The organism is Streptomyces sp. NPDC028910, assembly GCF_055564955.1.
Genome location: NZ_JBVHVF010000004.1, coordinates 354,875 through 380,915, shown reverse-complemented (window position 1 = coordinate 380,915; position 26,041 = coordinate 354,875). Strand labels below are relative to the sequence as shown.

Below are 26,041 nucleotides of genomic sequence, written 5' to 3'. Positions count from 1 at the left end.
GTTCAGCGCGAGCCGCTCCCCGGGCGCGGTCACGGGGGACTGCCGGCCCCGTTCGGGTCCGTCTCGCTCCGCCGCTGCCACCTTCCACACCCCCTAACGGCCGGGCCAGCACGGCTGGGCGATCAGCCGCTCCCACTCCTCGTCAGGATGCCCCGGAAGGGTGCGTCCGGCCTCCCGCCAGCGCTTGACCACGGAGAGGTAGATCGTGGGCTGGTCGCTCGGGGAGGCCGTCGCGTACGGACCGGCGTACGAGCCGGCGTACGGGCCCGCGTACGGAGCCGCGTACGGGGCCCGCTCGAAGCCGGATCTGGCCGGGGCGGGCTGTGCGGGCTGTGCGGGCTGTTCCGTGCGGCTGGCGGGAATGCGTACCCAGCCGCGGCCCTGTGCTCGCTCCGCGCTCATCACGGACCCCTCTCACCGCGGATCTCGCCGCAGATACGTCGTCGGATGCCCTCGGGATGCTCCCAGGGCTCCCCTCCCAGGGTGAGCTGGGGAAGGAGCCCGGGGGAAGCGGCCCGGTCGAGCCGGGCGACGCCGGTGGAGCCCGGCCGCGGACCCCGGGCACCGAGGCGCTTGCGAACTCCTCTCACCAGTCTCCCCGCCGTGAAGCCCGCACCGTGCACGAATCGCATGGAAGGGCCGAATGAGGGAGCCGTCAACAGCCCGGCGAAGAACAGCCCGGGCCACGAGGACTCGAAGCCGGGGCTCAGCTCCGGCGCCCGGCTCTCCCCCACGGTCCTCAACGCGGCCCGCAGCCCCGCGTCGAGCAGCTCCAGCCGGGCCAGGTCCGGGGCGAAGCCGGTGGCCGCGATGACGTGCGCGGTGTCGAGGACCACGGACTCCCCCGCCCGGGTGGTCAGCCCGAGCCGGGTCCGCTCGCCCACCGCCACCGCCCGGTGCAACTGGTGCCCGAGCAGGACGGGGACCCGCCGCTCGAAGCGGTCCCGCAGCCACCAGGCGCCCGCCGGGCCCAGCGCGGTCGCCGCGATCCGCTCCCGGGTGCGCGCGGGCAGCCGGCGCACGGCCCAGGGCAGCTCCGACCACACCCAGCTGCGCCAGCCGGTGCCCAGGCCGCTGTGCGGATCGCGCAGGGAGCGCAGCAGGGGCCGGCCCAGGGGCTGCGGAACGGTGTTCCAGTTCAGCCGTGAGCGCCGGGCGACCAGGCACGGCCTGGCCCCGTGCTCGGCCAGCAGGGCGGCGGTCTCCAGGGCCGCCTGCCCGGCCCCGAGCACGGCGACCTCCTGGCCGGAGAAGCGGGTCAGGTCGCGGTGGGCGCTGCTGTGCGAGTAGTGGGCGGGCGGGAGGTCGCGCAGCGCCTCGGGGTGGCGGACGAAGGGCATCACCCCGACCGCGAGGGCGACCGTACGGGCGAGCAGGGGCGGTCCCTCGGCGGTGCGGACGCGGAAACCGTCGCCCTGCGGGGTCACTTCCGTGACGGTCACCTCCTCCACCTCGGGCCCGGCGTGCCGGGCGAACCACATCCCGTACGCGCTGAACGTGCCGATCGGCAGCGGAGTGCCGTGTTCCGCGGTCATTCCGCGGGTGGCGCAGTACTCGGCCAGCGTGTGCCGCCCGTCCGGCGCCGACAGATTGGAGGACCAGGGCTCCGACTTCAGGTACATGCCGTCGGGCATGTGGTCGCGCCACGAGGCCATGGGCCGCCCCAGCAGCCGTACGCCGAGCCCCGCGGCGGCCGCGTGGGCGGCGATCGACAGCCCGTACGGGCCCGCGCCGATGACCACGAGATCGTCGATCCGCGTCAAGGCCGTTCCTCCAGCTCGATGGTCACCGACGCGGCACGTCCGCCGCGCCGGGTGTGGTCAACGGGTCACCAGCTCGTCCGGCTCGGCCGGTGCCTCCGGCGGAACGGCGCGGGAGGACGACCCGGCGGAGGCGGTGGCGGTAGCCGCGGCCGTGGCGGTGGCGGTGGACGGCTGGTCCCGGTCCCGGCTGTCGCGCTGCCGGGGCGCGCGGACGACCGCGCGCCCCGTGCGGCGGCTCTGCCCCGCAACCCCGCGCAGCGCCCGCACGCCCTTGGCCGCGCCACGCCCCAGGAAGGCGAAGAGCATGGCCAGGAACGGCATCAGGTCGTCGGCGGCGAACCAGGCCGTCTCGACCCGCCCCCGCTTCCCCTTCGGCAATACCCGCACGGGACCGGCGGGGCCGCCCGGCGGCGTCGCAGACTCCGGATCGGCCACGGCCGCACCAGCCCGGTCGGCGGCCAGGGAGTCCTCAGCGGGGCGGCCACTGCGGGGCGGCCTCACCCGTACCGGTCCCGCCGGATCGCCGGCAGCCGGCGCCTGGCCCGCGCCGGTCGGCGCGGTCGCCGTGCCCCAGCCGGTCCGCAGGACGGCCGCCGCAGCCACCGACGGATCCGCAGGGCTCGCCGCCGGGCGACGCGGCAGCGACCGGCCCCGGACCGCCGCCAGCAGCGCGTAGTTCTCGGCGACGAACACCCGGCCCGGACCGCCCGAGGGCCGCGGAACCCGCTGGCCCGTCAGATCCAGGTACATCGCCCGGACGACGTCCAGCCCGGCCGCGTCCGCGAAGAGCCGGAACTGCGCGCCCGGCCGGGGGTTGAAGTCCACCAGCCGCAAGCAGCCCCGCTCGTCCCGGCGGAAGTCCAGGTCCATGATCCCCTGGTAGCCGAGCCGTTCGGCGAGCCGCAGCCCCGCCTCCTCGACCTCCGGGTCCGGCAGCCAGCGCCCCACCGCCGTCAGGCCCGTCCGCACCGGCCAGGACAGCTCCTTGCGGCCCGATCCCGTGAGCAGCGGACGCCCGCCCCGCGCGAAGGCGCCGTGGAAGAACCAGTCGGTGTCCGGCCCGGCCGGCAGGAAGCGCTGGAGCAGCAGCCGGCTCCCGGCCTCGGCGCAGCGCCCGTACAGCCGGCGCGCCTCGGCGCTGGTGTGCACCAGCGTGGTGCTCCGCAGCCCGTCGGCCCCGGTGGGCAGCAGCCAGGGCCGGCTCCACTTGGCGACCACCGGCAGGCCGAGCCGCCAGGTGGCCTCCGCCGCCTCGGCCCCGCTCGCCGGGATCACGGTCTCCGGGTGCGGGACGTCCCACCGCGAACAGAGCCGCGACAGCTCGGCCTTGTCGGCCACCCGTGCCGGCAGGTCGTCGGGCTGATGGGGGATCCGGAAACGGTCGCGGAGCATCGGCGCGACCCGGGACACGGCGATGGCGCTCAGGTCGTCCATGGCGACGAGCACGGCCGGGCGGCCGATCCGCTCCGACACCCCGGTCAGGCATTCCAGCAACGCCTCGGGCGCCTCGGGGTCCAGCCCGCCGGCCGGCCCGGGATGCACGGCGCGCAGATAGCGCGAACGTCCCATGGGACCTCCCCCGGCCTCGACGACGGCGTGGACCTCCACACCCTCGCGGCCAAGGGATCTGACGGCGCCGAGGGTTCCGTGGTGGAACGGATTCCGATCGAGTCTGAGCACAACGGCGGGCACATGGTCGGGATACGCGTGCATGGAAACGGCGTCTTTCACCTAGTCGGACCAAGCGGGGGTGGTGTGCGCCTGCTAATGGCCTACGCGGCAGTCACCGGACAGGCCATTCGTCGGATCTGATGCCTAACGTCTTGGGAAAGCACACCGATTCAGGAAAGCTCGGGAGACGCCATGCCCAGACCACGTCGCCGACTGGCGAGCACCTGCGTCGGTACGGTCACGGCCGGACTGCTTGCCACCGGGGTCGCACTCGCGGCCCCCGGGGAGGACCGGCCCGAGGACTCCGACATCGCCATGGGCGCCTATCTCGACTACGGGCCTCCCGGGGTGGCCCGGATCCCGCGCCTGTCGCGCTGGCTGGGCGGCAGGGAGATCCGGGTCGGCCACACCTATCTGCCCGGTGACCAGTGGGCCGGCATCGAGGGCCGGGTCTCCTTCCTGGCGGACTGGGCGAGGTGGCGCCGGGCCAGGGAGGACCGGATGTTCGTCCTCAACGTGCCCATGCAGGAACGGAACGAGGAGCGCGTGCCCGACGACGAGGTCGCCCGGCTGATCAGGGCGGGCGCGGACGGGCACTACGACCGGCACTTCAGTGAGCTCGCCGAGCGGCTGGTGTCGCTGGGCGTACCGGACACGGTGATCGTGCTCGGCTGGGAGATGAACGGCGTCACCTACACCCACCGCTGCGGGCCGGACCCGGAGAACTGGAAGGCGTACTGGAGGCGCATCGTCCACACGATGCGCTCGGTGCCCGGCCAGGAGTTCAAGTTCGACTTCGCCCCGAACAGGGGTGAGGACGCGATCGGCTGGACGCGCTGCTACCCCGGCGACGACGTGGTCGACATCATCGGCATGGACTCCTACGACCAGAGTCCCGGCCGGACCTTCGACGACCAGATCACCCAGCCGTACGGGCTCCAGCTCCACGTCGACTTCGCGAAGGCACACGGCAAGGAGATCTCGTACCCGGAGTGGGGGCTGTTCCGGCGCGGGGACAATCCGGAGTACGTGCGGCGCATGCTGAAGTGGATCGAGCAGCACAAGCCGCTCTACCACACCATCACCGACTACTGCCCGCACGGCGTGTGGCAGTGCAAGCAGAACCCGGAGTCCTCGAAGGTCTTCCGCGAGGCGCTGTGGCCCGAGCAGCCGGGCCCGGTGATCCCGACCCCGGTGGTGCCCACGCCCGTGGTACCGACCCCCGTCGTGCCCACCCCGGTCGTGCCCTCGCCGGCGGTCCCGACCCCGCTCCCGACACCCGAGGTCCCGACTCCTCAGGTCCCGAGCCCGCAGGTCCCGAGCCCGCAGGTCCCGACGCCCGAGATCCCCAAGCCCTCGCCCGTGGAGCCGAGTCCGGAGATCCCGCTGCCGGTGACCCCGAGCCCGCTGGTCCCGACGCCGGTCACCCCGAGCCCGGTCACCCCGAGCCCGCTCGTCCCGACGCCGGTCAGCCCGAGCCCGGAGGTGCCGGCCCCCGTCACGCCGAGCCCGCTGGTCCCCACCCCCGACGTCCCCGTGCCCGTGCCCTCGCCGGCGGTTCCCTCTCCCGAGGTCCCGGTGCCGGTCCCGTTGCCCTCGCCCGCCGTGCCCTCGCCCGCCGTGCCGAAGCCCCAGCCCACACCGCCGAAGCCCCTGCCGGAGAAGCCGCCGGTCAACAGCTCGCAGTGGTGCGTACCGCTCAGCTTCGGCGAGTGGCTCTCCAAGCTGGTCGGCAAGCAGTCGGTCTGCGTCAAGCTCGACTGGGCCAAGCCCTCCGACTACTGGCCCTTCTAGACGGGTCATCGCACCCGCAGTTCGTTGAGCCGCGCCCGCCAGTCCCGGGCGGCCGGCAGTGCCTCCCGCAAGGCGTCCACCGCCCGCTCGCGCCCCGTCACCTGCGACTCGTGCAGCCGCAGCAGGGGCGCGAGCGCCGTCGTGGCCAGCAGGAACCGCTGGTTGACGACCGTCCGGGGCCGCCAGTGGTTCTTGTACGGCTCGTTGCCGCGCAGGAAGCTCACGACCGGCCGGCCCTCGGCGAGCGCCCGCCCGGCCTCGTAGCGCAGCAGCAGCGTCGCCACGTCCACCTTCAGCGTCCGCAGGCCCGGGTCGGCCCCGTACAGGTAGCCGCCGCTGAGTCCGGCCGACAGCAGCGTGACGTTGGCCGCCACCACCTTCCCGTCCAGCCGGAACTCCGTCAGCCGGCCCTCCCCGGCCCGCACCATCCGCCGGGTGGCCCGGGTCAGGTGCTCGGCGAAGCGGGGCCTCAGGTGCTCGGGGGTCACCCCGCGGCCGCGCCACTGCTTCTCGTGCAGCCGCAGCAGGGTCCGTACGGCACGCGGCACCTCCTGCTCGGTGACCTCGTGCTCCTCGATGCCGGCCGCGTCGGTCTTGCGCAGCTTGGCCCGCACGCGCTGGGCGCCGGAGGCCGGCATCCGCTTGACCAGCTCGTCGAACGGCAGCGTGGGCAGCTCCATGCACGTGGAGTCGGCGAGCCTGCTGCGGGCCCCAGGCCACTGCCGGTACAGCTCCTCGGCGGCGGCTCCGGGACGTACCTCCCGCAGGTCGACGACCGCGCCGCGGGCGGCCCGGTGCAGCCCGCGGGCCAGCGCCGGGACGACCTGATGGGCGTGCTCCGCGGCCACGAGCACGTCGAAGTAGTCGGTGATGGGACCGCCAAGCGGCACCAGCAGCGGCATCGGCCGGTGTACGAGCATCAGCGCGGCCGCGCCGACCAGCTCCTCGCCGCGCCGGACCAGGACGAGCCGGAGTCGGCCGTCCTTCCCGTACGACAGCCACCAGGAGTGCAGCCAGGCGTGGCTCTGGAAGGGGGTGGCGGTGGGACAGCCGCGGACGAGCCGGTTCCACGGCTCCTCCATCGCGGCGAACTGCCGGGGGTCGCGGCACAGCGTGACGGACAGGGCCCCGGCGTCGCCCGAACTCATCGCACGGACTCCTTCTCCTTGGTCTCGGAGTGCTCACCCTGGGCCGGGAGTGAGGCGTACTCCTCGACCACGGGCTCGACTGCGGACCCGGCCACCGACTCGGCCTCGGGCGCGGCCACGGACCCGGCGGGCTCGGACCCGGCGGGCTCGGACCCGGCGGGCTCGGACCCGGCGGGCTCGGACCCGGCGGGCTCGGACCCGGCGGGCTCGGACCCGGCGGGCTCGGCCGCGCCCTCCTCCGGGCGCCGGGCGCGGCCCGGCCGCACGAGCAGCCACAGGCCGCCCACCAGCCCGCCGGCGCACGTCCCGACGGCTCCGGTCAGGGACGCGGACGCGGAGGCGGGGTCGGACGGGGCCACGGCCTGGTTGAAGAGGAGCAGCTGGACGCCGGTGTTCTTGGCGGCCTGATTGCTGCTCAGCGAGAGGGCGTCGGCGACGGCGTTCGCGATGTCGGCGGCCTCGGCAGGGCTCTTGGACGTGCCCGTGATGGCGATCATCGGTGACTCGGGCGAGGTCTCGGCCCGTACCTGGGTCCGCAGCTGCCGGGCGCCGATGCCCGCACGGGGCTGGGCGTAGGCGAGGGTCGAACTGCTGGTGGCGATACGGGCGTACGCCTGCGCGAAGCCGAGCGCGGTGGCCGGCTCGGTGGTGTCGTCGGGCACGGCGACGACATAGCTGGTGGCGGCGTACTCGGGGGCCTTGAGCACCCCGTACGCCCCGCCCGCGGCCAGCCCCAGCAGGGCGCAGGCGGGCAGGGGCCACCACGCGGGCAGCGGCATCAACCGCCGCCGGGGCCTCTTCTCGGCCCTGTGCTCGGCCTTCTTCTCAACCTTGTTGTCGGACTTCTTCTGGTCGGCTTCATCGGCCATGACTGTGCTCGCTTCCTGGGTGGAGGGGGATTCCTTCGAGGGGTACGGATCAGCCACCGGCACCCGGCGGCCCCGCCGCACCCCCCAGCCCCGCCGGCGTTTGAGGCGCGGGGTCTGGGGCGGAGCCCCGGTCTTTGAGCCCCGCCGGCGTTCCTGGCGCGGGGCGCGGGGCGGAGACCCGGGGGGCGGACCCGGCCAAGGCGAGGTCGTACACGTCCAGCAGCTGCCGCGCGCTGCGGGCGATGTCGTAGCGGCGCACCACCGGCGGCGGCGGCAGCCGACGGGCGCCCGCCTCCATGTGCCCGCGCAGCGCCGCGACCAGCTCCTCCGTGCCGGTGCCGATGCGGCGGGCCCCGGGAGCCTGCGCGGCGGGCAGGTCGTCGATGGCGGGGCAGGTCACGTGCAGGACGGGAAGTCCGGCGGCCAGGGCCTCCACGACCGCCAGCCCGAAGGCCTCCTCCCGCGACGGGGAGACGAAGACGTCCATGGCAGCCAGCAGCGCCGGGATCCCGGGCGTGCGGCCGTCCGTACTATCGCCCAGCGGGTCCCGCTCCCCCAGCAGGTGGATCCGGCTCTGCGCACCGAGTTCACCGGCCAGCCGGCGCAGCCCGGCCCGCTCCGGCCCGTCCCCGACCAGCAGCAGGTGCGCCCCCGGCAGCGCGGCCACGGCCCGCACCAGGACGTCGAACCGCTTGCCCGGGACCAGCCGCCCGACGCCGCCGACCACGAAGGCCCGCTCGGGCAGCCCGGTCCGGGCCCGGGTGGCCCGCCGGACGCCCTCCTCGAAGCGGAAGCGGACGGCCTCGATCCCGTTCGGTACGACGTGCACCCGCGCGGCCGGCACCCCCCACCCCTCCAGCCGGGCGGCCACGGTGTCCGACACGGCCACCGTCGCCGCACCCAGACGTTCACTGGCCAGGTACAGCGCCCGCACCCCGCCCGACAGCGGGCGGCCCTCGATCTCGCCCTCGCCGAGCGAGTGTTCGGTGGCCACGGTCGCCCCGGTGCCCGCGAGCCGGGCCGCGAGGCGCCCGTACACGCAGGCCCGGTACAGGTGCGTGTGCACGAGGTCGTACTTGCCGCGCCGGATGAACTTCACCAGCCGCGGCAGGGCCCCCAGGTCCCGGTTGCCCCGCATCCCCAGGTGCACGACCCGGACCCCGTCGGCGCGCAGCCCGTCGGCCACCGGCCCGGGGTTGGTCAGCGTCAGCACGTCGCACCGCATCGGCATGTGCCGCAGCAGCAGCCGCAGTTGCTGTTCGGCGCCGCCGACCCCGAGCCCGGTGATGACGTGCAGTGCCTTGAACGGCTGGATCTTCTTCACCGGTACACCGCCCGCCGCAGCTGCCGCGCCTGGTGGCGCAGCTGCTTGATCCGCAGCCGGGCCCCGCCGTCGGCCTGGCTGACGTGCGTACGGGGCAGGGCGTGCGGGCCCGCGAGCCGCCCGGGGTCGATGGCGCAGGCGTAGCCGTAACCGGCGGCCCGCGTGGCGTCGACGACCCGGGCGTCGAGGTGGCCGTACGGGTAGCAGAACCCCTCGGGCAGGGTGCCGGTCAGCTCGCGCAGCAGGTCGCGGCTGCCCCGCAGTTCCTGCTGGAGCACGTCGTCGGCGGCCACGGTCAGGTCCTGGTGGAGCAGCCCGTGCGAGCCGATCTCCTGTCCGGCGTCGGCGACCTCACGGATGCCCTCGGCGGTGAGCAGGGACTTGCGCGGCCCCAGCGGGTCCCACACGTTGTCCACGCCGAGCCGCCCGGGCAGGACGAAGAGGGTGGAGGTGCAGTCGTGGCGGGCCAGCAGCGGCAGCACATGGGTGAGGAAGTCGGTGTAGCCGTCGTCGAAGGTGAGCCCGACGAGCCCGGCGCCGCGCCCGGCCGCGCGGGCCCGGAGCAGTTCGCCGACCGACACCCCGCGCAGGCCGCGGGAGCGCAGCCACAGCAGCTGGGCCTCCAGGACGCGCGGGGTGACGGTGATCCCGTACGGGTCCTCGGCGGGGTCGGTGAACTCGGCGACCGAGTGGTACATCAGGACCCACGGCAAAGCGGTCCGGCGGGTGGGGACCCCCACGGCGGCGGGGGCCGTGTCGGTGTCAGCGGACATTGCGGAACCTCTGCGTGAACTGGGAGATCTGACCGGGCAGGGCGGTGACTTCGAGCGCGCATATGGCCATGCCGGTGGCTGCGAACATGGCGGGGACCAGCAGGCAGCCGAGGGCGGCGCTGAGCATCGGGTCGGGGATCATGGGCCCGGCGATCCAGCCGGTGCCGCAGGCGGCGACGGCGGCGACGGTGAGCCGTCCGATGCTGACGGCGACCCGGCGGACGTGGATGGCGACGATCCGGGAGCCGAGGCCGGTGAGCAGCAGGGCGGCGGTGGTGGAGATGCCGGCGGCGTTGGCGGCGGCGATCCCGTAGGTGCCCCACCAGCCGACGGCGAAGGCTCCGGCCACGATGTTGACGAGCAGTCCGGCGCCCATCGCGAACGCCGGGAACCAGATGGGCCGGGCGGTCGAGAAGAAGGGCCGGGACAGTGCCCCGACGAGGCAGTGGCCGAGGAGGCCGATTCCGTAGACCCGCATGGCGGAGGCGGTGGCGAGGGTGTCCCCGTGGGTGAAGGCGCCGCGCTCGAAGAGGACCTGGATGATCTGGGGCGCGTAGCCGATGACGAGCGCGGAGCCCATCAGGACGGCCAGCGAGGCCAGCGCGAGGTCCCGCTCCACGCGCCGCCGGGCCTTCTCCCGTTCCCCGCCGGCCATGGCCTGGGCGACGACGGGGAAGGTGACGGTGCAGATCATCAGGGAGAGCACCATCGGCATCTGCGCGACCTTCTGCGCGTAGTTGAGATGGGAGATCGCCCCGGGCGGAAGCGAGGCCGCCAGGAACCTCTCGACGAGCACCTGCGACTGCCGGAACACGGCGAAGAAGATCACCGGGGCGATGAGCCCGAAGGCGATGAGGGTGGGGCGGTCGCGATCGCGCTGGCTGCGCGGGGCGCGCTTGGCGCGGGGCGGGCCGAAGCCCACGTTGCGGATGAAGGCGGGCAGTTGGACGAGCACCATCAGCAGTCCGCCGACGGCGACGCCGGCGGCGGCGGCCCGCACGCCCCACAGGGCGTGGAGGGCCACCATCGTCCCGATGATGCCGATGTTGTACGAGACGTAGATCGCGGCGGGCGGAAGGAAGGACCGGTGTGCCCGCAGCGCCGCGCTGAAGTAGCCGGCGACCCCGAAGGAAAGCATGGTCAGGGCCGTCAGCCGGGTGCACTCGACGGCCAGTTCGGGGTCGGGCAGACCGGGCGCGAGCCCCGCGACGACGGCCGGCGCGGCCACGATCAGCACGGAGGCGACGGCGGCCAGGAACACCGTGAGCCGCGGCAGGGTCGCCCCCACCAGCAGCCGTACGGGATCCTGCGCGCGGGCCTCCCTGCGGGTGAGGCCGGCCCGGCTGGCGGCCCGCCGGGCCAGGGCGTGGCTGAAGGCGGGCACCATCAGCAGCGCCATGGCGTCCTCGATGAGCAGCGTCGAGGCCATCTCGGGGACGGTCCAGGCGATCAGGAAGGCGTCGCTGTCGTGCCCGGCCCCGAAGAGGTGCGCGATGGTCTGGTCACGCACCAGCCCGAACACCGCCCCGGCTGCGGTCAGTCCGGCGGTGACGGCGGCGGCCTTGGCCAGGAACCGCCCCAGCGGTGCGGGGCCGGAGCCGTCGCCCTGCGGCCGCTCGCCCGCCGGATCGCAGGCGGTCGCGACCGGGGCGCCGGGCTCCGGCAGCCGGTACTCGGCGCGGTCGCTCCCGGCCCGTGCGGGCACCCGCACACTGCGCTGCCCCGACGCCCCGCCCGGATACCCGGCGGAGCCGAACACGGGCTCCCGCACGGCGGCCGGCCGGCCCCCCGCCGCGGAACCGCCGCGCGGCAACGCCCCGGCGACGAACCCAGGATCCACCGCCCCGGCCCCCGCGCCCGCAGGGCCTGCGGCCGACCCCGCCCCGCCCCCGCGGCGCGCGGCCACACCGCCACCCCGCGGACGCCCTGCGGCGCCGGGGCCCGGGCCACGCGGCACACGGTCGGGACCCGTCCCCGCCAGGGAACCGGAGGCGGGAACACCCGCCGCACCCGGACCCGCAGGACCACCGGCCGGATCCGGCCCGCCGCCGCGGCGCGCTGCCACGGGCACACTCCAGGGATACCCGGCGGCGCCGGGGTCCGTCCCTGCGGGCGAACGCGGGACACCGGGGTCCGGGGCGCCCGGCACACGGGCGGGACCCGCCCCCGCCGGAGGGCCGGGGGTGGGTCGCCAAGGCGTGGTGTCCGTCACCGGCGAGCCGCAACCCCGGGGGCCCTACCCCGCGAAGCCGCCCCGGAGGCGACGGCACCCTCGGGGCCTGCGCCCCGCATATCCGCACCGGAGGCGAAACGGCCCCGCACGCCCGCGCCGGAGGCGGCCCCGCCGACCCCGCGGGCACTACCGCGCGCACCCGAGCCGGATGCGGTCAATGCCGACGGGTCGACGGGGTCACCCGGAACCGGCAGGGCCCACCAGGCCGCCAGGCCGATGATCACTCCGGTCAGGACGGTGGACGGCCCGCCGATGTCCGCGTAGAGGAAGTCGGTCAGCTGCCACACGAACAGTCCGATCGCGATCAACCCGCAGTCCCGAATCCCCGCGCCGGAGGCGAGCCGCCCGCAATCCCGCGTCCCCCCGCCGGAGGCGAGCCGCCGCGCCCCCGCGACCAGCAGGGCCGCCCAGCCGCCCGCCAGCGCGGTCAGCCCGATCAGGCCCTGCTCGCTCAGGATCAGCAGGTACATGTTGTGCGGGGAGAGCAGCGGCTGGCGGAGGTACGCCTGCCCGGCGCCGGCGGTGTCGCTGCCGGAGGAGAGCCCCAGCGAGGCGTGCCCGTCACGGTGGGCGGGGAAGCCCTTCAGCCCCACTCCCAACGCCGGCCGCTCGCGCCACATCGACCCGGCCGCGGCCCACATCGTGTAGCGGTCGGTCACCGACTGGTCGGGGGCGCTGGAGACCTGGGTGATCGAGGTGAGCCGTTCGGCGACCATCTCGGAGCCGACCCCGAGCCCGCCCACCAGGACCACCCCGGCGGCGGCCAGCGCGGCGAGCACCTTCAGCGCCCGCCGGATCCCGGCCAGCCCCATCACCAGCACCGCCGCCCCGAAGGTGGCGATCCAGGCGCCACGGCTGAACGACAGCATCAGCGGCAGCACCAGCAGCAGCGCGGCGGCCCCCGCGATCCGCCGGACCCGCCGCGGCAGCCCCGGGGCCAGCGCGGCGGCGGTCGCCACGACCAGGCCGTACGACACGACCGTGGCCATGCCCATGACGTCACCGGGGCCGAAGGTGCCCACGGCCCGGATGTCCTCGCCCTGGTAGGAGGCGCCGGTGTGGGTCGCGTACTGCACGACCCCCACCGCGCCCTGCACCAGCGCCAGGACCACGAAGCACCCGGCGGCCAGCCGGAACTCCCTCGCGTCGCGCACCAGCAGCACCACGGCCGCCGGGACCAGCACGAAGACCTGGAGATAGCGCACGAAGCCCGGCAGGGCCGCGTACGGGTCCCCCGCGGTCATCGTCGCGACCGCGAGCCCGACGGCCGGCGCGCCGAGGACGAGCACACCCAGCGGGGTCAGCGCCCGCACCCGGCCGCGCAGCGCCTGCACCGCGCAGACGAACACCAGCAGCAGCGAGGCGGCGTCGGCCGGGCCGACCTTCCCGGAGGCGGTCGCGTCCCCCGCCGGGAGCGGGGCGAGAAGGAACAGCACGGTCGCGGCGAGCGGCAGCAGCGGCCAGTGCCGGCGCAGCAGGCCCGGACCGCCGGGGCGGTGAGCGGGGAGGACCCGGTGACCGGAGACGACGAGGCTCATCAGCTGCCCCCCAGCCGGAAGCGGAAGAAGGAGGCCGCGGTGCGGGCGAGGATCCACAGGTCCTGCCACAGCGACCAGGTGTCGATGTAGTGGTTGTCGAAGCGGGCCCGGTCCTCGATGGAGGTGTCCCCGCGCAGGCCGTTGATCTGGGCGAGGCCGGTGATGCCGACGGGCATTCGGTGGCGGGCCTCGTAGCCGGGGTGGACGGTGGAGAACTTGGCGACGAAGAAGGGCCGTTCGGGGCGCGGACCGACCAGGCTCATGTCACCCCGCACGACGTTCCACAGCTGCGGCAGCTCGTCGAGCGAGGACTTGCGCAGGAAGGAGCCCACCGGGCTCATCCCGCAGTCCCCCGCGACCGTCCAGCGGGTGGCGGCCTCGTGCTCGTCGGCCCGCAGCGTACGGAACTTCAGCAGGGTGAAGGGGCGCCCGTACAGGCCGACCCGCTCCTGGCGGAAGATCACCCCCGGTCCGTCCCAGAGCCGTACGGCCAGCGCGCAGAGCGCCATCACGGGCGCGGCGGCGATCAGCGCGATCAGCGCGATCACGGAGTCGATGACCCGCTTGGCCCAGCGCTCCAGCGGCCGGGCCGGGCGCGGCAGCAGCGGCTGGACGGCGTATCCCCACAGCTGGTCGGTGGGGTACGCCACCCGCATGCCGGTGATCTTGGCGGTGCCGGCCGGGTCGGCGAGCCACAGCCGGCAGCCGTGGTCGTGGAGGAGCCGGACCAGGGAGGCGGTGCGCTCGTCGGCCTCCGGCGGGCGGGTGAAGACCGCGTGCCGGACGGAGTTCTGGATGACCGCGCGCCGGATGTCCTCGTGGGTGGCGAGCAACGGCAGGGCGCCGCTGTCGCCCTCGGCCGCGGCCGCGGTGTCGGCGAGTCCGACGGGGCGCAGGCCGAATTCGGGGTGGCCGTGCAGGGCGGCGGCCACCGCGCTCGCCCCGGCGCCGGGGCCGACGACCAGGCTGGAGGCGGGCCGGCGCACGGCCGCGCGGCGCCGGAGCTGGTTGACGAGGCCGCGTCCCGCGCAGGCCAGTACGGCCTGGAGGCAGACGGCGGTGAACAGCGTGCTCCAGCCGAGGGCCCGGACCGGGTCCACGGCGGCCACGACGGCTGCCGCCCCGCACCACAGGACGGCGGACCGGCCGGCCAGCGCGGGCAGTTCGAGGAGCGCGGAGGGTGCGAGCCTCGGCCGGTACAGCCCCGCCTGCGCGTGCAGCCCGGCGAGCAGGACGGGGAGCACGGCGACGACCGGCACGGCCGCGAGGGCGGGCAGCGCCGGTCCGGGCAGGGACATCACGGTGAGTACGGCGGCCAGCGCGTCGGCGGTGAGCAGCGGGAACACCCGGCCGCGGCGACGGATCCGCTGCGGGCGCACGGCGGCCCTGGCCTGGTCCGTCCGGGGCCCGCGCGGGGGGTGGATGGCGGTCGCGGAACGGCGCGCTGCTGCGTGTGGCGCAGGCGCGAAGGCGTTGCCGCCGGCGGGCCCCGTGCCGCCCTGCCCGGTGTGCCGGGCGGGTGCGCTGTCCATCGTCATCGGCTGATGCGCTCCTGGTTCAAGGGCCGGGGCCTGCCCAGCAGTTCGTGGTACAGGCCGGTGACCGCGTCCGTGGTCCGCCGCACGTCGAAGTCGGTCCGGGCGTGCTGCCGGGCCTGCTCCCCGAGTTCGGCGAGGAGCCGCGGCTCGGCGAGCAGCCGTCCCAGGGCCTTGGCCAGCGCCGTCGGGTCCTCCGGCGGCACCAGGCACAGGCGTCCCTGGCCGGGCGGCAGGCTCTCCCGGGCGCCGCTGACGTCGGAGACCAGGACCGGGCGGCCACAGGCCATGGCTTCGAGCGGGGCGAGCGCCATGCCTTCCCACCGCGACGGCAGTACAACGAGATCGGCGGCCCGAAGCCACGGTCGGATGTCGGCGGCGGTCCCGGCGAAGAGCACGCTCGTGCCGCCGGACTGCGCTGCCGTGCGGCGCAGCCGTTCGGTGTCGGGGCCGTCGCCGACGAGGGCGAGGCGGGCTCCGGGGACCGTTCCCAGCAGCTCCGGCCAGGCCCGCAGCAGGATGTCCTGTCCCTTCTGGTGGCAGATCCGGCCCACGCAGACGGCGAGCGGTCCCCCGTCTGCCAGGCTGCCCAGGAAGGTGGCGGGCAGCGGCAGTTCGGCGCGGGCGCGGGCCTTGTCCTGGTCGGGGTCCGGTCCGCCGGGGCGGAAGTGCTCCAGGTCCACGCCGTTGCGGATCACCGACCAGCGGGCGGCGATCCCCTCGCTCTGGCCCGCGCGGCGTTCGGCCTCGCTGACGCAGAGGACCCGGTCGGCCCAGCGGGCCCCGTACCGCTCCCAGCGCAGGGCGAGCGCGGCGGTGGCCCCGCCGACCGCGTCGAAGGACCAGGCGTGGGGCTGGAAGACGGTGGGTACCGTCCCGCGTGCGGCGAGCCGCCCGGCCAGCCCGGCCTTGGCGCTGTGGGCGTGCAGGAGGTCGGGCCGGACGCGGCGGAGCAGCCGCCGGGCGCCGATGAGCTCGGCGGGCAGCCCGGGTCCGGGGGCCCGCCCGGCACGCCAGGTCAGGACCTCGGCCCCGGCTGCCCGGGCGGTGTCGCCGAGCGTGCCGCCGGGCGGGCAGCCGACGACGGTGCGCAGGCCTACGGCGGTCTGTGCGCGGACGAGGTCGGTGACGACCCTCGCCACACCGCCGTCGACGGGCTGTACGAGATGGAGGACGGTCGTGGGCTGTGCCGCCCGAGACTGTGTGGGCACGTGGAGTGGTCTCCTACGTTCAGCGGCGCGCGTCTGTCTGAACGAAGAGCACACCGAGGAAATGACCCTGATTTTCGCCCGTGAACTTGAAGCTCAGGCTGCGGGCGCCCCCGGACAGGGCGGGGCTCAGATCGAACACGTCCGCGTCATATCCGAGATTGTTCACATGTTCGGGCTGTCGCACGAACGACTGATCACCGAATTCTGTGATCGTAGAATTCATAACATCATTAAAAGGATTTTCTCCATCGTTGAGGCTCACGCGGCGCCCGCTGTCGGCCGTCACGGTGAGTGAATCCCCGAGGGAGCCCCGGTCCCCGTCGTACGCGACCACCCCCGCCCGGCCCGCGGACCCGGCCGGCGCGTCCAGCCCGGTGATCTCGACCGTTCCGTCGCCGCCGCGGGCGGCGAGCCCCTCGAAGCCGTCCCACAGCGAGATCCGGCGTACCGGCTCCTGCGGGTGCTCGTAGGCGACGACCAGCGTCCAGCCGCCCCAGGCACCCACCTCGGAGTGACCCATGGCGATGTTGAGCTGGGCGACCGTCCACATCCCGGCGCCGCCCTTGCGGACCAGCGGGGTCACATCGGCCGAGGCCTGGTAGGCATCGCTCCCCGCGTCCGTGCGGTGGCCCATCACCGTGTCGGCGAGGACCTCCCTGTACGCGCCGCCCGGCTCGGCGACCAGCACCCGGCCGTTGTCCTCCGGCGGCTTCTGCTCGCCCACCCGCAGGTTCCCGCCCCAGTAGAGGCGGGCGTACGAAACCTTCGCGCCCTTCGGGACCTTGAGCTCGGCCCGGGTGGAGTTGTAGGTGTCCGGGTCCTGGTCGACCTCGCTGTAGAACATCTCGAAGTCGCTGTTGACCCCGGCAGCGCCCCGCTTGACCTCGGCGCAGGGCTCGGCCTGCGGGGACTCCTCCTTGCGGCAGCTGATGCCGGAGTTGGAGGCCCGTACCAGCCCGCCGTGCTGGACGGCCTGGTAACGCTGGGTGAACGGGACCCGGGGCGACTCCTTGGGAGCGGGGGCCGCCGCCCCCGCCGCGGGGGCGTTCACGGAAAGGGTGAGGCAGGACAGCAGACCGAGCGTGCCGAGGATTCTGCGGGAGGAACCCATGACCCTGTCTCCATTTTCGATCAACGGAACAAAACAGGAGTGAACTTTGTCAGAAATCGGGCTAGAAATCACGTCGGACTCGCCCGTACGGCCTTTTGGGCGATAGCACGCACCCCTGGAACGGGCGAGTCGTTATGGGTTGCACCATTGTTCGAACCGAATAGCGTCCGAGCGTCAACCGCGGCGGGCGAAACGCCTGCATCCGAGTGAAGCCACGCAACCCGGAGCGGGGCCGGGGCGTTGATCCGGGTGCTCCAGTACCGGGCAATCCTGCAAAAAAGGGACGACAATGATCAAGAAGATGATGGCCTCGGCCGCGGTTGCCGCCTCGGTCGTGGGCATTGGTGCCTCCATGGCACCGCAGGCGATGGCCATCGGGAACGACAACGGCATCAACACCGTCAACGGCAACGGCGCCGCGCAGATCTACGGCAACCAGGCCACCTACGGCAACATGAGCCCCCAGATGGCGCTGATCCAGGGCTCCTTCAACAAGCCCTGCATCGCCCTGCCCGCGAAGGCCAACGTGCAGTCCATCCTGGCTCTGGTCAACGTCGGGGTCCAGGACATCCCCATCCTGTCCAACCCGCAGACCCAGCAGTGCACCGAGAACTCCACCCAGGCCAAGGGCGACGAGGCGCTCTCGCACATCCTCGACAACATCCCGATCCTCTCCGGCAACGTCTCCGCCGGCAGCTGATCAAGGCCCGCGCCAGCGAGGCCGTCGCACCTTCGGGTCGCGGCGGCCTCGCGGCGCGTGGGGCCGGCTCCCCGGCCCCACGAATAGCCGCGCGAATCCGTCGGCAACCCGAATTCAAGCCGGGCATCGGGGTGAATTGCCGAAGGGTCGCAGAAAATGTGCGGTTTCTTTTTCCCCGGCCACTCGTTGTTAATTCTGCAGTGGATACGCCTCTGCGGGAAGGATCGAAAACAAAATGACGTACAAGAAGGCAGTGGTGCTGGCCGCCGGCGCTCTGATGGCAGCCGGTGCAGCCTCCCCCGCCATGGCCGACTCGCACTCCGAGGGTGCGGCCGTGGGCTCCCCCGGCGTCCTCTCCGGCAACCTGCTCCAGGTCCCGGTGCACGTCCCGGTCAACGTCTGCGGCAACACCGTGAACATCATCGCGCTGCTCAACCCGGCGTTCGGCAACACCTGCGTCAACGCCTGACGAAGCTCGTGCCCGCAAGGGCAAACCTCCTCGGGGTGGCCTCGGAGTGCACGGCGGTGCACTCCGAGGCCACCTTCGATTCAGCACCGGCCCCAGCGCCGGTAGACAGGGAAGGACCCATGCGACAGGTACTGAGCCGACAGGTACTGGGCAAGGGGATGCTCACGGCGGCGGCCGCGTCGAGTCTGCTGTCGATCGCGACCGGTGCGGCCTACGCGCACACCGGAGCGACGGCCGAGGCCTCGCATTCGCCGGGCGTGCTGGCCGGGAACAGCGTCTCGGTACCGATCACCTTCACACCGAACGTGTGCGGCAACAGCGTGGACGGCGGTGCGGCGCTCAACCCCGCGATGGGGAACACGTGCGCCACCACGACCGGCTCGCACGCCCGGGACGGCCACGCCGACGACGCGTACCGGCGCTACCTCAGCCCCGAGAACGCCGAGGCCCTCGAGCGCTACCTCGACGAGCGCCAGGGCCGGCACGCGGTGCCGGCGCAGCGTCAGGAGGCGGGCCACGAGGAGAAGGCCCGGCACGAGGAGCCACGGCACGACGGGCCGCGGCACGCGAAGCCGCGCCATGAGGAGCCGCGCCACGGGCAGCCGCGCCACGAGGAGCCGCGCCACGGGGACGGCTACGACGGTCCGGCCGGGGAGCGGGGCAAGGAGGGCAAGGAGGAGGAGTGCGACGATCACCCCGAGTCCGCGCCGCGCCCGCCGGTGCACCACGTGCCCCCGTCGCCCGACCGGCCGCACCCAATGCCGGAGCCCGTGGAGGAGCACCCGGCCCCGCTGCCCGCTCCGCTGCCCCCGGTCGAGGAGGCGCCGCACACGCTCCCCGCCCCGGCACCCGCCCCGCAGGCCCCGGTCGAGGAGGCGCCGCACACGCTCCCCGCCCCGGCACCCGCCCCGCAGGCCCCGGTCGAGGAGGCGCCGCACACGCTGCCGGCTCCCGCGCCCGGCCCGGCGCCCGTCGCGGAGGAGGCCCCCGCGCCCCAGCCGCCGCGCGGGAGCCAGCCCGTGGAGCGCCCGGCTCCCGCGCCCGTACGCCCGGCGGACCAGCCGCCGGCGGCCCCCGCCGGTGACACCCCCGTCCACCTGCCCCCGGCGCCGGCTCCGGCTTCCCCCGCGGCGCCCGCCCCCGCCCCCGCCCAGGCGCCGGCTCCCGCGCACGTGACCGCGCCCATGCTGGCCGAGACCGGCGCGGGTCAGCCCGCGGCCGCGGCGGCCCTCGCCACCGCCCTGATCCTGGGCGGCGCCATTCTGTACCGGCGCTCGCGCATCGCCTGAGCCGCAATACCGGTAATCAGAAGAAATATCGGCCGGAGAATCCCCAATCGGATTCTCCGGCCGCTGTCATGACCCCGCCGGTAACCGCGCCTGCCTCCGCGTTTCCGCAGCGGCGGGGAATCGTTAGCCAGGGCGAAAGCGGCGCGACGGTCGCCGCTGACGCCTCTGCCCACGAAAAGAAGAGGATTTCGATAATGAAGCTCACGAAGGTCGCCGCTGTCGTCGCCGGCTCCGTCGCCGCCCTCGGCGCCTCCGCCCCCGCCTTCGCCGCCGAGCCCCCGGCCGCGATGCCTCCCATGAGCCTGACCGGTGGGGTGACGGAGACGCTGAACGCCGTCGGACCCTTCTCCGAGTCGCTGCCGCAGACCGTGGGCAACGGGCTGGCCGAGCAGGGTGAGACCGTCGACAAGGTCGTGCGCACGGCCCAGAAGGTCAACAAGGTCCGCAACGACGTGCCCGGCTCGGTGCTCGGTCTCGCGAACGGCGCCACCCAGGCGTCCCCCCTGCTCGGCGGCGTGAAGCTCAACGGCGGCCAGGGCTGAACCGCCCCGGCTGACCGCACGCCGAACACGACTGTGGGCGCCACCGGCGAGGCCGGGGCGCCCACAGTCGGATGTGCAGCCGACGTCAGTCGTTGACGCAGGGGTTGCCGAAAGCCGGGTTCAGCAGGCCGATGATGTTCACGGAGTTACCGCAGACGTTGACCGGGACGTGGACCGGGACCTGGAGCAGGTTGCCGGAGAGGACGCCGGGGGAACCCACGGCCGCGCCCTCGGAGTGCGAGTCGGCGGCGGCGGAGCCGGCGGCACCGGCCGCAGCGAGACCGGCGGTGGCCAGGACCAGGGCGGCCTTCTTGGCAGAGTTCATGGGAGGTGCACCTTCTGTTCGATGTTCTGCCCCGATCAGGGGCTCACACCGAGCGAAACGGTCCAGCCTCCCATGGCGACACGGCTACGCGCACGATCAGACCTGTTCGGCTCAATCGCCGTAACCGTGGGTCGGTCGGGACGGTTACGGAAGGCCGCCCAGCGGGTCGGCGACCTCCGGGATCTCCGGGATCTCCGGGATCTCGACGTCGGGGATCTCCGGCACGATCTCCACGGGCGCCGCCGGATCCGGCAGCGTCGGCGGGGTGAGCGGCGGCAGCTCCGGGAGCTCGACACCCGGGATCTCGGGGAGCACCACCCCCGGGATCTCCGGCAGCTTGATCTCGGGGAGCTTGATCTCCGGGATCTTGATGTCCGGCAGGCTGATACCCGGCGGCAGGAGGGCCTTGATGGATTCGAGGAGGCCGTTCACCAGGTCGTCGATGGGGCCGGCCGCCGCTCGCTGCGCGGGCGCGGCTGCCCGGTCGCCTTCCGCGGCGCCCGCGGGGGCCGCCGCGACGGACAGTATGACGACGGCGAGGGCCGACGGGACGAGGAGACGGGCGCGGCGGGCGCGGGACGGCTTCGTGGGGTGCATGGATGTTCCTTCTCGTGGTCGCGCGGATACGGACCTGCCGGATACGGACCTGAGCGATCCGCTCCCTCACCCACCGTGCGAACACCTTTCACGGAGCGCAACCGGAGAGGCGGGGGCCGCACGCTTCGTACGGGCTTCGCGCAAGCGTCCGGAGGCCTCTCACCCGGGGCGGGGAAAACCTCGCGCCACACGGGCCGTTTGAGTGAAGCACCGGAACCAACCCCCTGGCGGGGCAGTTGACCAGGGCGCTCCATCAGCGGGCACTCGTGCGACAGAAGGATCAAGATGTTCAAGAAGTTCATGACCGCCGCCGCGGTCTCCGCCGTTGCGATCGGCGCGGGCGCTGCCGCCGCGGCCCCGGCCATGGCCATCGGCAATGACAACGGGGTCAACACCGTCAACGGCAATGGCGCCTACCAGATCTACGGCAACCAGAAGACCAACGGCGACCTGAGCCCGCAGCTCAGCCTGGTCCAGGGCACCCTGAACAAGCCCTGCATCGGCCTGCCGGCGAAGGTCAACGTCCAGTCGATCCTTGCCCTGGTCAACGTCGGCGTCCAGGACATCCCCATCGCGTCCAACCCGCAGACCCAGCAGTGCACCGAGAACTCCACCCAGGCCAAGGGTGACGAGACGCTCTCGCACATCCTCAGCAACATCCCGGTCCTGTCGGGCAACCTCTCCGCCGGCAGCTGATGTCCGCTCCCCCGCGGGGAGCGAGCTGACGAGGGCCCCGGCGGCGTCCAGCCTCCGGGGCCCTCGTACGCGTTCCGCCGTCGGGGTCAGCCGGTCCAGAAGTCCCACCACCGGGTGAGGATCAGCATGCCGATCACTCCGACGTGCAGGGCGGGCGGTGCCCAGCCGAACTCGGTGAAGAAGGTGCGCAGCGGGCCGGGGGCGGGCAGGACGCCCGTACGGACGTTGTGCGCCGTGACCGCCCAGAACATCAGCAGGGTCGCCACCCAGGCCAGGCAGCACCACAGGCAGAGCGCGTTGATCTCGTACAGCGACTGGACCATCAGCCAGCTGCAGAAGCCGACGCCGAAGACCGTGCCGGCGTTCAGTCCGAGCCAGAACCAGCCGCTGTAGCGGGCGCCGGCCAGCAGGCCCGCGCCGACGCAGACCACGACGGCGTACGCGACCAGCCCCAGCATGGGGTTGGGGAAGCCGAAGGCCGCCGCCTGGTCGCTCTGCATCACGCTGCCGCAGGAGACGACCGGGTTGAGGCTGCAGGCGGGTTTGAAGTCCGGGTCCTCCAGCAGGAGGAACTTGTCGAGGGTGATCACCCAGGAGGCCAGCAGCCCGGCCGCCCCGGTGAGGGCCAGCAACCAGGCCAACCCCCTTGGCGCCGCTTCCCGTTCGCCCTCGTGTCCACTGCGGGGCCGTCCCTGTTGGCGGGGGACGCCCATGGTGTTCGTTGCCATGTGGCCCATAGTCCCCTGCTCCCCCACAGAGCGGGCCTAACCATGCCCATTCGTACGGAAGTTGACCTGAAGGGGTGGCGGGAACCTCCGATGCTTCCCGGACGTTTTACCGAACCCCGGACGTGATGTCAGAACCAGGGGTTACGTTGAGCTTCCGCGAAGTGACAAGCTGCGACGGCCTGGAGACCCACCTTGAGCGATCCGTACGAGACAACCGAGGCGCACCTCGACCGACTCCTCGGCCGCGCCCTCAACTCCTTCGACCTGCCGGACAGGTTGGTCGAGCGCCTCGGCACGGCGCTCGCCCACAGCTCTTCGCTCTACACCACCCACCACAGTCCGGCGACGGGGATCTGGCGGGAGACCCACCGGCACACCTATCTGCTGTCCGACGGCGGTTCGGTCTCGCTGTGGGAGCTGGCGTACCGGCTGGAGGGCGACCGCACGGTCCGGCACGAGATCTTCGCGAGCACGGCGGAGACCTGCCTGGCCGTGACCCGGCTGTTCGGAGAGACCTCCCCCGGCGCGTCCCCCGATCCGGTGCTGCTGCCGGGCGACGAGGAGCCTGAGAACGACGTGGCGGCGCTGAGCGCGCTGTTCGCGGCCTCGCCGCCGGTGCGGCGGCACCGGGACTACGCGGTGGAGCAGTCGGCCGACCACGCCCGGCGGGTGTTGCGGCGCGCGGAGAACGCGGACCGGCCCGGCGAGCCGGTGGCGGCGCTGCTGCGGTCGGCGTACGCACACCAGATCACGCAGGCGTTCGGTGCGCGGCAGTGCCTGTCGGACGGCCGGGACGCCGGCTTCAGCCTGTACGAGCACGCCTTCGTGCTGCTGGACGGGACCGAGGTCAGCCTGTGGGAGGTCGAGCACACGTCGACACCCGACGGGCGGCACATGTGCGAGGTGTACGAGAGCGAGGCCGCCGCGCGCGGGGCGATGGAGGTCCGCGCCCGCGTGCGGTGACACCGCCGCGGCGGGGGAGGACACGGCCGGGGCGAACATCCGGCCGCTGCGCTCCATGGCGACGTCCGGGTGGGTGACGAAACGGACATGCCCGCCCCTGAGGGGCGGGCATGTCCGGGTGGCGGAGCCGGGAGGTCTAGGCGACCGGGACCTTTTCGGCCTGGCCGGTCTGCTCGGCGGCGGGGCCGGTGTGGTCGGCGGCGCCCTCGCGCTCCTGCGTCGGGATCGCCTTGCGCGGCAGCATGAACATCACCGCGAAGATCACGACCAGTACGGCCACGACCCACCACAGCGCGCCGCGGAAGGCCTCGACGTACGGCGGGCCGAAGGCCAGGTCGTCGTCGATCAGACCGAAGAAGACCACGGAGGTCAGGCCGAGGCCCAGCGCGTTGCCCATCTGGCCGGTGGTGTTGATCAGGCCGGAGGCGGAGCCGGCGTGCTCGCGCGGCACCTCGGACAGCACGGTGTCGGTGAGCGGGGCCACGATCAGGCCCATGCCGATGCCCATGACGATCAGCGGGGCGGCCATCTGCCAGGAGGCGATCCCCATGCCGTAGTGGTGCGACTCCCAGATGTAGAGGAGCAGGCCCGCGGCCATGACCAGCGCGCCGGCCTGGAGCACCTTGCGGCCGAAGCGCGGGACGAGCTTCTGGACCGAGATGCCCGCGGCGACCGAGACGGCGATCGAGAACGGGATGCCGGTGGTGCCGGCGCGCAGCGGGGTCCAGCCGAGGCCCATCTGCATGTACATCGTCCAGACCAGGAAGAAGATGCCGGTCGCGATGCCGAAGGTCAGCTGAACGGCGATGCCGCCGGCGAAGCTCTTGACCTTGAAGAGGGAGAGCTCGACGAGCGGGGAGCCGTCCTTCTTGATCTTGTACTTCTCGTAGGCGATGAAGCCGGCGAAGACGAACGGCGCCGCGATCATGCAGATGAAGCCCCACAGTGGCCAGTCGTTCTCGCGGCCCTGGGTCAGCGGGAAGATCAGCATGACCAGGGCGAGGGTGGCGAGGACGACACCGATCAGGTCCAGGCGCAGGGCCTGCGGGGCCTTGGACTCGGTGATGAACTTGCGGCCCAGGATCACGCCCGCGATGCCGACGGGCAGGTTGATCAGGAAGATCGGGCGCCATTCGAGACCGAAGAGGTTCCACTCGGTGAGCAGCGCGCCGAGCATCGGGCCCGAGACGGCACCGAGGCCCACGATCGCGCCGAACATGCCGAAGACCTTGCCGCGCTCCTGGGGCGGGAACGTGACGTGGATGATCGCCAGGACCTGCGGGACCATCAGGGCGGCCATGGCTCCCTGGAGGAGGCGGGAGGCGACGAGCATGCCCGGGTTGGCGGCGATGCCGCAGAGCAGCGAGGCGGCGGTGAAGCCGGCTATGCCGAGGAGGAAGAGGCGCTTGCGGCCGTAGATGTCACCGAGACGGCCGCCGGTGATCAGGCCCGCGGCGAAGGCGAGGGCGTAGCCGGCGGTGATCCACTGGATCGCGCTGGTGGACGCGCCCAGGTTCTCGCGCATGCTGGGTATCGCGATGTTGACGATCGTGACGTCGACCAGGTCCATGAAGGCCGCGGTCATCACGATGGCGAGCGCCAGCCAGCGGCGCCGGTCGGGGGCTTCGTGCGACGTGCCGGCGTCGCCGCGTGTTTCTGCGAGTGAGATCCGCTCTTCTCGTGCGGGCCCGTTCTTTCTTTCGGGCGATGTCTTGGACGTCTCGGTGGTCATGGAGAGAAACCTAGACGGCATGTAGGTCAGGCGGTGTCCTATTTCGCTGGCAACCTGAAGGCATGACCGACACCCCGGCACGGCTGCTCTCCCTGCTGTCCCTGCTCCAGACCCCGCGCGAATGGCCCGGCAGCGAGCTGGCGCAGCGGCTGCGGGTGAGCGCGCGGACCATCCGGCGTGACATCGAACGGCTGCGGGACCTCGGCTACCCCGTGGAGGCCACGCTGGGTGCGGAGGGCGGCTACCGGCTGGTGGCGGGGGCGGCGATGCCGCCGCTGGTCCTCGACGACGAGGAGGCCGTGGCGATCGCGGTGGGGCTGCGGGCGGGGGCCGGGCATGCGATCGAGGGGGTGGAGGAGGCCTCCGTACGGGCCCTGGCGAAGCTGGAACAGGTGCTGCCCTCGCGGCTGCGGCGGCGGGTGAGCGCGCTGCAGTCGGCCACGATCGCGCTGACCCGGGGGGACGGGGCGAGCGTGGACCCCCGGACGCTGACCACGATGGCGGCGGCGGTGGCGGGGCCGGAGCGGCTGCGGTTCGCGTACCGGGCCCGGGACGGGGCGCGGTCGCGGCGGCTGGTGGAGCCGTACCGGCTGGTGAGCACGGGGAGCCGGTGGTACCTGGTCGCCTATGACCTGGAGCGGGAGGACTGGCGGACCTTCCGGGTGGACCGGGTGGACGAGCCGTACGCGACGGGGGCCCGGTTCGAGCCGCGGGAGCTGGCGATGGGGGCGCAGGAGTTCGTACGCAGGGGGCTGCGCGGCGGGGAGACGTACGCGGTGGAGGTCACCTTCGCGGTGGGGGCGGCGGAGCTGCCGGAGTGGTTGCGGAGCGCGGCCCTGCCGGGTGGGGGGACGGAGACCTCGGTCCGGTTCGAGAGCGGGGACGCGCCGGAGTGGCTGGTGGCGCGGCTGGCGTTGACGGGTGTGCCGTTCACCGTGCGAGGGCCGGGGTTCCTCGCGGACAGTGCGCGGGCACTGGCCGCGCGTCTGGCGGCCGCGGCGGGACCGAGCTAGCCGGGGCTCCGCCCCGG

At 73.5% G+C, this 26,041-nt stretch carries 24 protein-coding genes; 8 read left to right on the top strand and 16 right to left on the bottom strand.

Translation table 11 applies throughout. The features are described from left to right. Window positions 1-93: 93 nt before the first annotated feature. The 3 genes from ACZ4TV_RS08685 to ACZ4TV_RS08675 form a co-directional block, all read right to left on the bottom strand. The gene (locus ACZ4TV_RS08685; RefSeq protein ID WP_468132144.1) at window positions 94-402 is read right to left on the bottom strand and encodes a hypothetical protein; all 309 of its coding nucleotides are present in this window, start codon (window positions 400-402) and stop codon (window positions 94-96) included. Further along, window positions 402-1,754 carry an NAD(P)-binding domain-containing protein gene (locus ACZ4TV_RS08680; RefSeq protein WP_468132274.1) on the bottom strand — a complete coding sequence of 451 codons (1,353 nt, stop codon included), beginning with the start codon at window positions 1,752-1,754 and terminating at the stop codon, window positions 402-404. The genes ACZ4TV_RS08685 and ACZ4TV_RS08680 overlap by 1 nt, the downstream gene beginning before the upstream one ends. 66 nt (window positions 1,755-1,820) lie before the next feature. Then, window positions 1,821-3,332, bottom strand: coding sequence for a carboxylate--amine ligase (locus ACZ4TV_RS08675; RefSeq protein ID WP_468132142.1), 1,512 nt, complete (start codon window positions 3,330-3,332; stop codon window positions 1,821-1,823). Between the two features lie 294 nt (window positions 3,333-3,626). On the opposite strand from ACZ4TV_RS08675, the gene ACZ4TV_RS08670 reads away from it, so the two are divergent. Then, on the top strand, window positions 3,627-5,228 hold the full coding sequence (locus ACZ4TV_RS08670; protein WP_468132140.1) for a glycoside hydrolase family 26 protein: 1,602 nt from the start codon (window positions 3,627-3,629) through the stop codon (window positions 5,226-5,228). A gap of 5 nt (window positions 5,229-5,233) precedes the next feature. Here ACZ4TV_RS08670 and ACZ4TV_RS08665 read toward each other — a convergent pair whose 3' ends face one another. From ACZ4TV_RS08665 to ACZ4TV_RS08625, 9 genes are all read right to left on the bottom strand, one after another. Next, entirely contained in the window at window positions 5,234-6,376 is a 1,143-nt protein-coding gene (locus ACZ4TV_RS08665) for a GNAT family N-acetyltransferase (RefSeq protein WP_468132138.1), read from the bottom strand. Next, the gene (locus ACZ4TV_RS08660; RefSeq protein ID WP_468132136.1) at window positions 6,373-7,245 is read right to left on the bottom strand and encodes a YveK family protein; all 873 of its coding nucleotides are present in this window, start codon (window positions 7,243-7,245) and stop codon (window positions 6,373-6,375) included. Before ACZ4TV_RS08660 ends, ACZ4TV_RS08665 begins: the two co-directional genes overlap by 4 nt. Window positions 7,246-7,294: 49 nt before the next feature. Continuing rightward, a complete protein-coding gene (locus ACZ4TV_RS08655; protein ID WP_468132134.1) occupies window positions 7,295-8,569 on the bottom strand; it encodes a glycosyltransferase in 1,275 nt (424 codons plus the stop codon). Further along, window positions 8,566-9,342 carry a polysaccharide deacetylase family protein gene (locus tag ACZ4TV_RS08650; RefSeq protein WP_468132132.1) on the bottom strand — a complete coding sequence of 259 codons (777 nt, stop codon included), beginning with the start codon at window positions 9,340-9,342 and terminating at the stop codon, window positions 8,566-8,568. Before ACZ4TV_RS08650 ends, ACZ4TV_RS08655 begins: the two co-directional genes overlap by 4 nt. Further along, window positions 9,332-11,047, bottom strand: a complete 1,716-nt coding sequence (murJ, locus tag ACZ4TV_RS08645) for a murein biosynthesis integral membrane protein MurJ (RefSeq protein ID WP_468132130.1) — start codon at window positions 11,045-11,047, stop codon at window positions 9,332-9,334. Before murJ ends, ACZ4TV_RS08650 begins: the two co-directional genes overlap by 11 nt. A 503-nt stretch (window positions 11,048-11,550) precedes the next feature. Further along, window positions 11,551-13,113: an O-antigen ligase family protein gene (locus ACZ4TV_RS08640; RefSeq protein WP_468132128.1), complete on the bottom strand. Its 1,563-nt coding sequence runs from the start codon at window positions 13,111-13,113 to the stop codon at window positions 11,551-11,553. Next, entirely contained in the window at window positions 13,113-14,651 is a 1,539-nt protein-coding gene (locus ACZ4TV_RS08635; RefSeq protein WP_468132126.1) for an exopolysaccharide biosynthesis polyprenyl glycosylphosphotransferase, read from the bottom strand. The genes ACZ4TV_RS08640 and ACZ4TV_RS08635 overlap by 1 nt, the downstream gene beginning before the upstream one ends. Further along, complete coding sequence (locus ACZ4TV_RS08630) at window positions 14,648-15,859, bottom strand: glycosyltransferase (protein WP_468132124.1); 1,212 nt, start codon at window positions 15,857-15,859, stop codon at window positions 14,648-14,650. Before ACZ4TV_RS08630 ends, ACZ4TV_RS08635 begins: the two co-directional genes overlap by 4 nt. A 19-nt stretch (window positions 15,860-15,878) precedes the next feature. Further along, a complete protein-coding gene (locus ACZ4TV_RS08625; protein ID WP_468132122.1) occupies window positions 15,879-17,042 on the bottom strand; it encodes a DUF3344 domain-containing protein in 1,164 nt (387 codons plus the stop codon). A gap of 217 nt (window positions 17,043-17,259) precedes the next feature. On the opposite strand from ACZ4TV_RS08625, the gene ACZ4TV_RS08620 reads away from it, so the two are divergent. From ACZ4TV_RS08620 to ACZ4TV_RS08605, 4 genes are all read left to right on the top strand, one after another. After that, window positions 17,260-17,670 carry a rodlin gene (locus tag ACZ4TV_RS08620; protein ID WP_468132120.1) on the top strand — a complete coding sequence of 137 codons (411 nt, stop codon included), beginning with the start codon at window positions 17,260-17,262 and terminating at the stop codon, window positions 17,668-17,670. A 235-nt stretch (window positions 17,671-17,905) separates the two neighbouring features. Next, window positions 17,906-18,139: a chaplin gene (locus ACZ4TV_RS08615; RefSeq protein ID WP_468132118.1), complete on the top strand. Its 234-nt coding sequence runs from the start codon at window positions 17,906-17,908 to the stop codon at window positions 18,137-18,139. Between the two features lie 119 nt (window positions 18,140-18,258). Then, on the top strand, window positions 18,259-19,428 hold the full coding sequence (locus ACZ4TV_RS08610) for a chaplin (protein WP_468132116.1): 1,170 nt from the start codon (window positions 18,259-18,261) through the stop codon (window positions 19,426-19,428). Between the two features lie 194 nt (window positions 19,429-19,622). Then, the gene (locus ACZ4TV_RS08605; RefSeq protein WP_468132114.1) at window positions 19,623-19,970 is read left to right on the top strand and encodes a hypothetical protein; all 348 of its coding nucleotides are present in this window, start codon (window positions 19,623-19,625) and stop codon (window positions 19,968-19,970) included. 85 nt (window positions 19,971-20,055) lie between these two features. On the opposite strand, the gene ACZ4TV_RS08600 is transcribed toward ACZ4TV_RS08605, so the two are convergent. Together ACZ4TV_RS08600 and ACZ4TV_RS08595 are read right to left on the bottom strand one after the other, a co-directional pair. After that, window positions 20,056-20,295 carry a chaplin gene (locus ACZ4TV_RS08600; protein ID WP_468132112.1) on the bottom strand — a complete coding sequence of 80 codons (240 nt, stop codon included), beginning with the start codon at window positions 20,293-20,295 and terminating at the stop codon, window positions 20,056-20,058. Between the two features lie 144 nt (window positions 20,296-20,439). Next, window positions 20,440-20,892 (bottom strand): hypothetical protein, encoded by a 453-nt coding sequence (locus tag ACZ4TV_RS08595; RefSeq protein ID WP_468132110.1) that lies wholly within the window; start codon window positions 20,890-20,892, stop codon window positions 20,440-20,442. A 285-nt stretch (window positions 20,893-21,177) separates the two neighbouring features. Between ACZ4TV_RS08595 and ACZ4TV_RS08590 the strand changes: the two genes are divergently transcribed. Beyond that, window positions 21,178-21,588, top strand: coding sequence for a rodlin (locus ACZ4TV_RS08590; RefSeq protein ID WP_468132108.1), 411 nt, complete (start codon window positions 21,178-21,180; stop codon window positions 21,586-21,588). An 86-nt stretch (window positions 21,589-21,674) separates the two neighbouring features. Here ACZ4TV_RS08590 and ACZ4TV_RS08585 read toward each other — a convergent pair whose 3' ends face one another. After that, the gene (locus ACZ4TV_RS08585) at window positions 21,675-22,325 is read right to left on the bottom strand and encodes a vitamin K epoxide reductase family protein (RefSeq protein WP_468132106.1); all 651 of its coding nucleotides are present in this window, start codon (window positions 22,323-22,325) and stop codon (window positions 21,675-21,677) included. 183 nt (window positions 22,326-22,508) lie between these two features. Between ACZ4TV_RS08585 and ACZ4TV_RS08580 the strand changes: the two genes are divergently transcribed. Then, on the top strand, window positions 22,509-23,279 hold the full coding sequence (locus tag ACZ4TV_RS08580; RefSeq protein ID WP_468132104.1) for a DUF6227 family protein: 771 nt from the start codon (window positions 22,509-22,511) through the stop codon (window positions 23,277-23,279). 136 nt (window positions 23,280-23,415) lie between these two features. On the opposite strand, the gene ACZ4TV_RS08575 is transcribed toward ACZ4TV_RS08580, so the two are convergent. Further along, a complete protein-coding gene (locus ACZ4TV_RS08575) occupies window positions 23,416-25,011 on the bottom strand; it encodes an MFS transporter (RefSeq protein WP_468132102.1) in 1,596 nt (531 codons plus the stop codon). A 62-nt stretch (window positions 25,012-25,073) separates the two neighbouring features. Here ACZ4TV_RS08575 and ACZ4TV_RS08570 point away from each other — a divergent pair, with 62 nt between their 5' ends. Beyond that, window positions 25,074-26,024 (top strand): helix-turn-helix transcriptional regulator, encoded by a 951-nt coding sequence (locus ACZ4TV_RS08570; protein WP_468132100.1) that lies wholly within the window; start codon window positions 25,074-25,076, stop codon window positions 26,022-26,024. Window positions 26,025-26,041 lie beyond the last annotated feature (17 nt).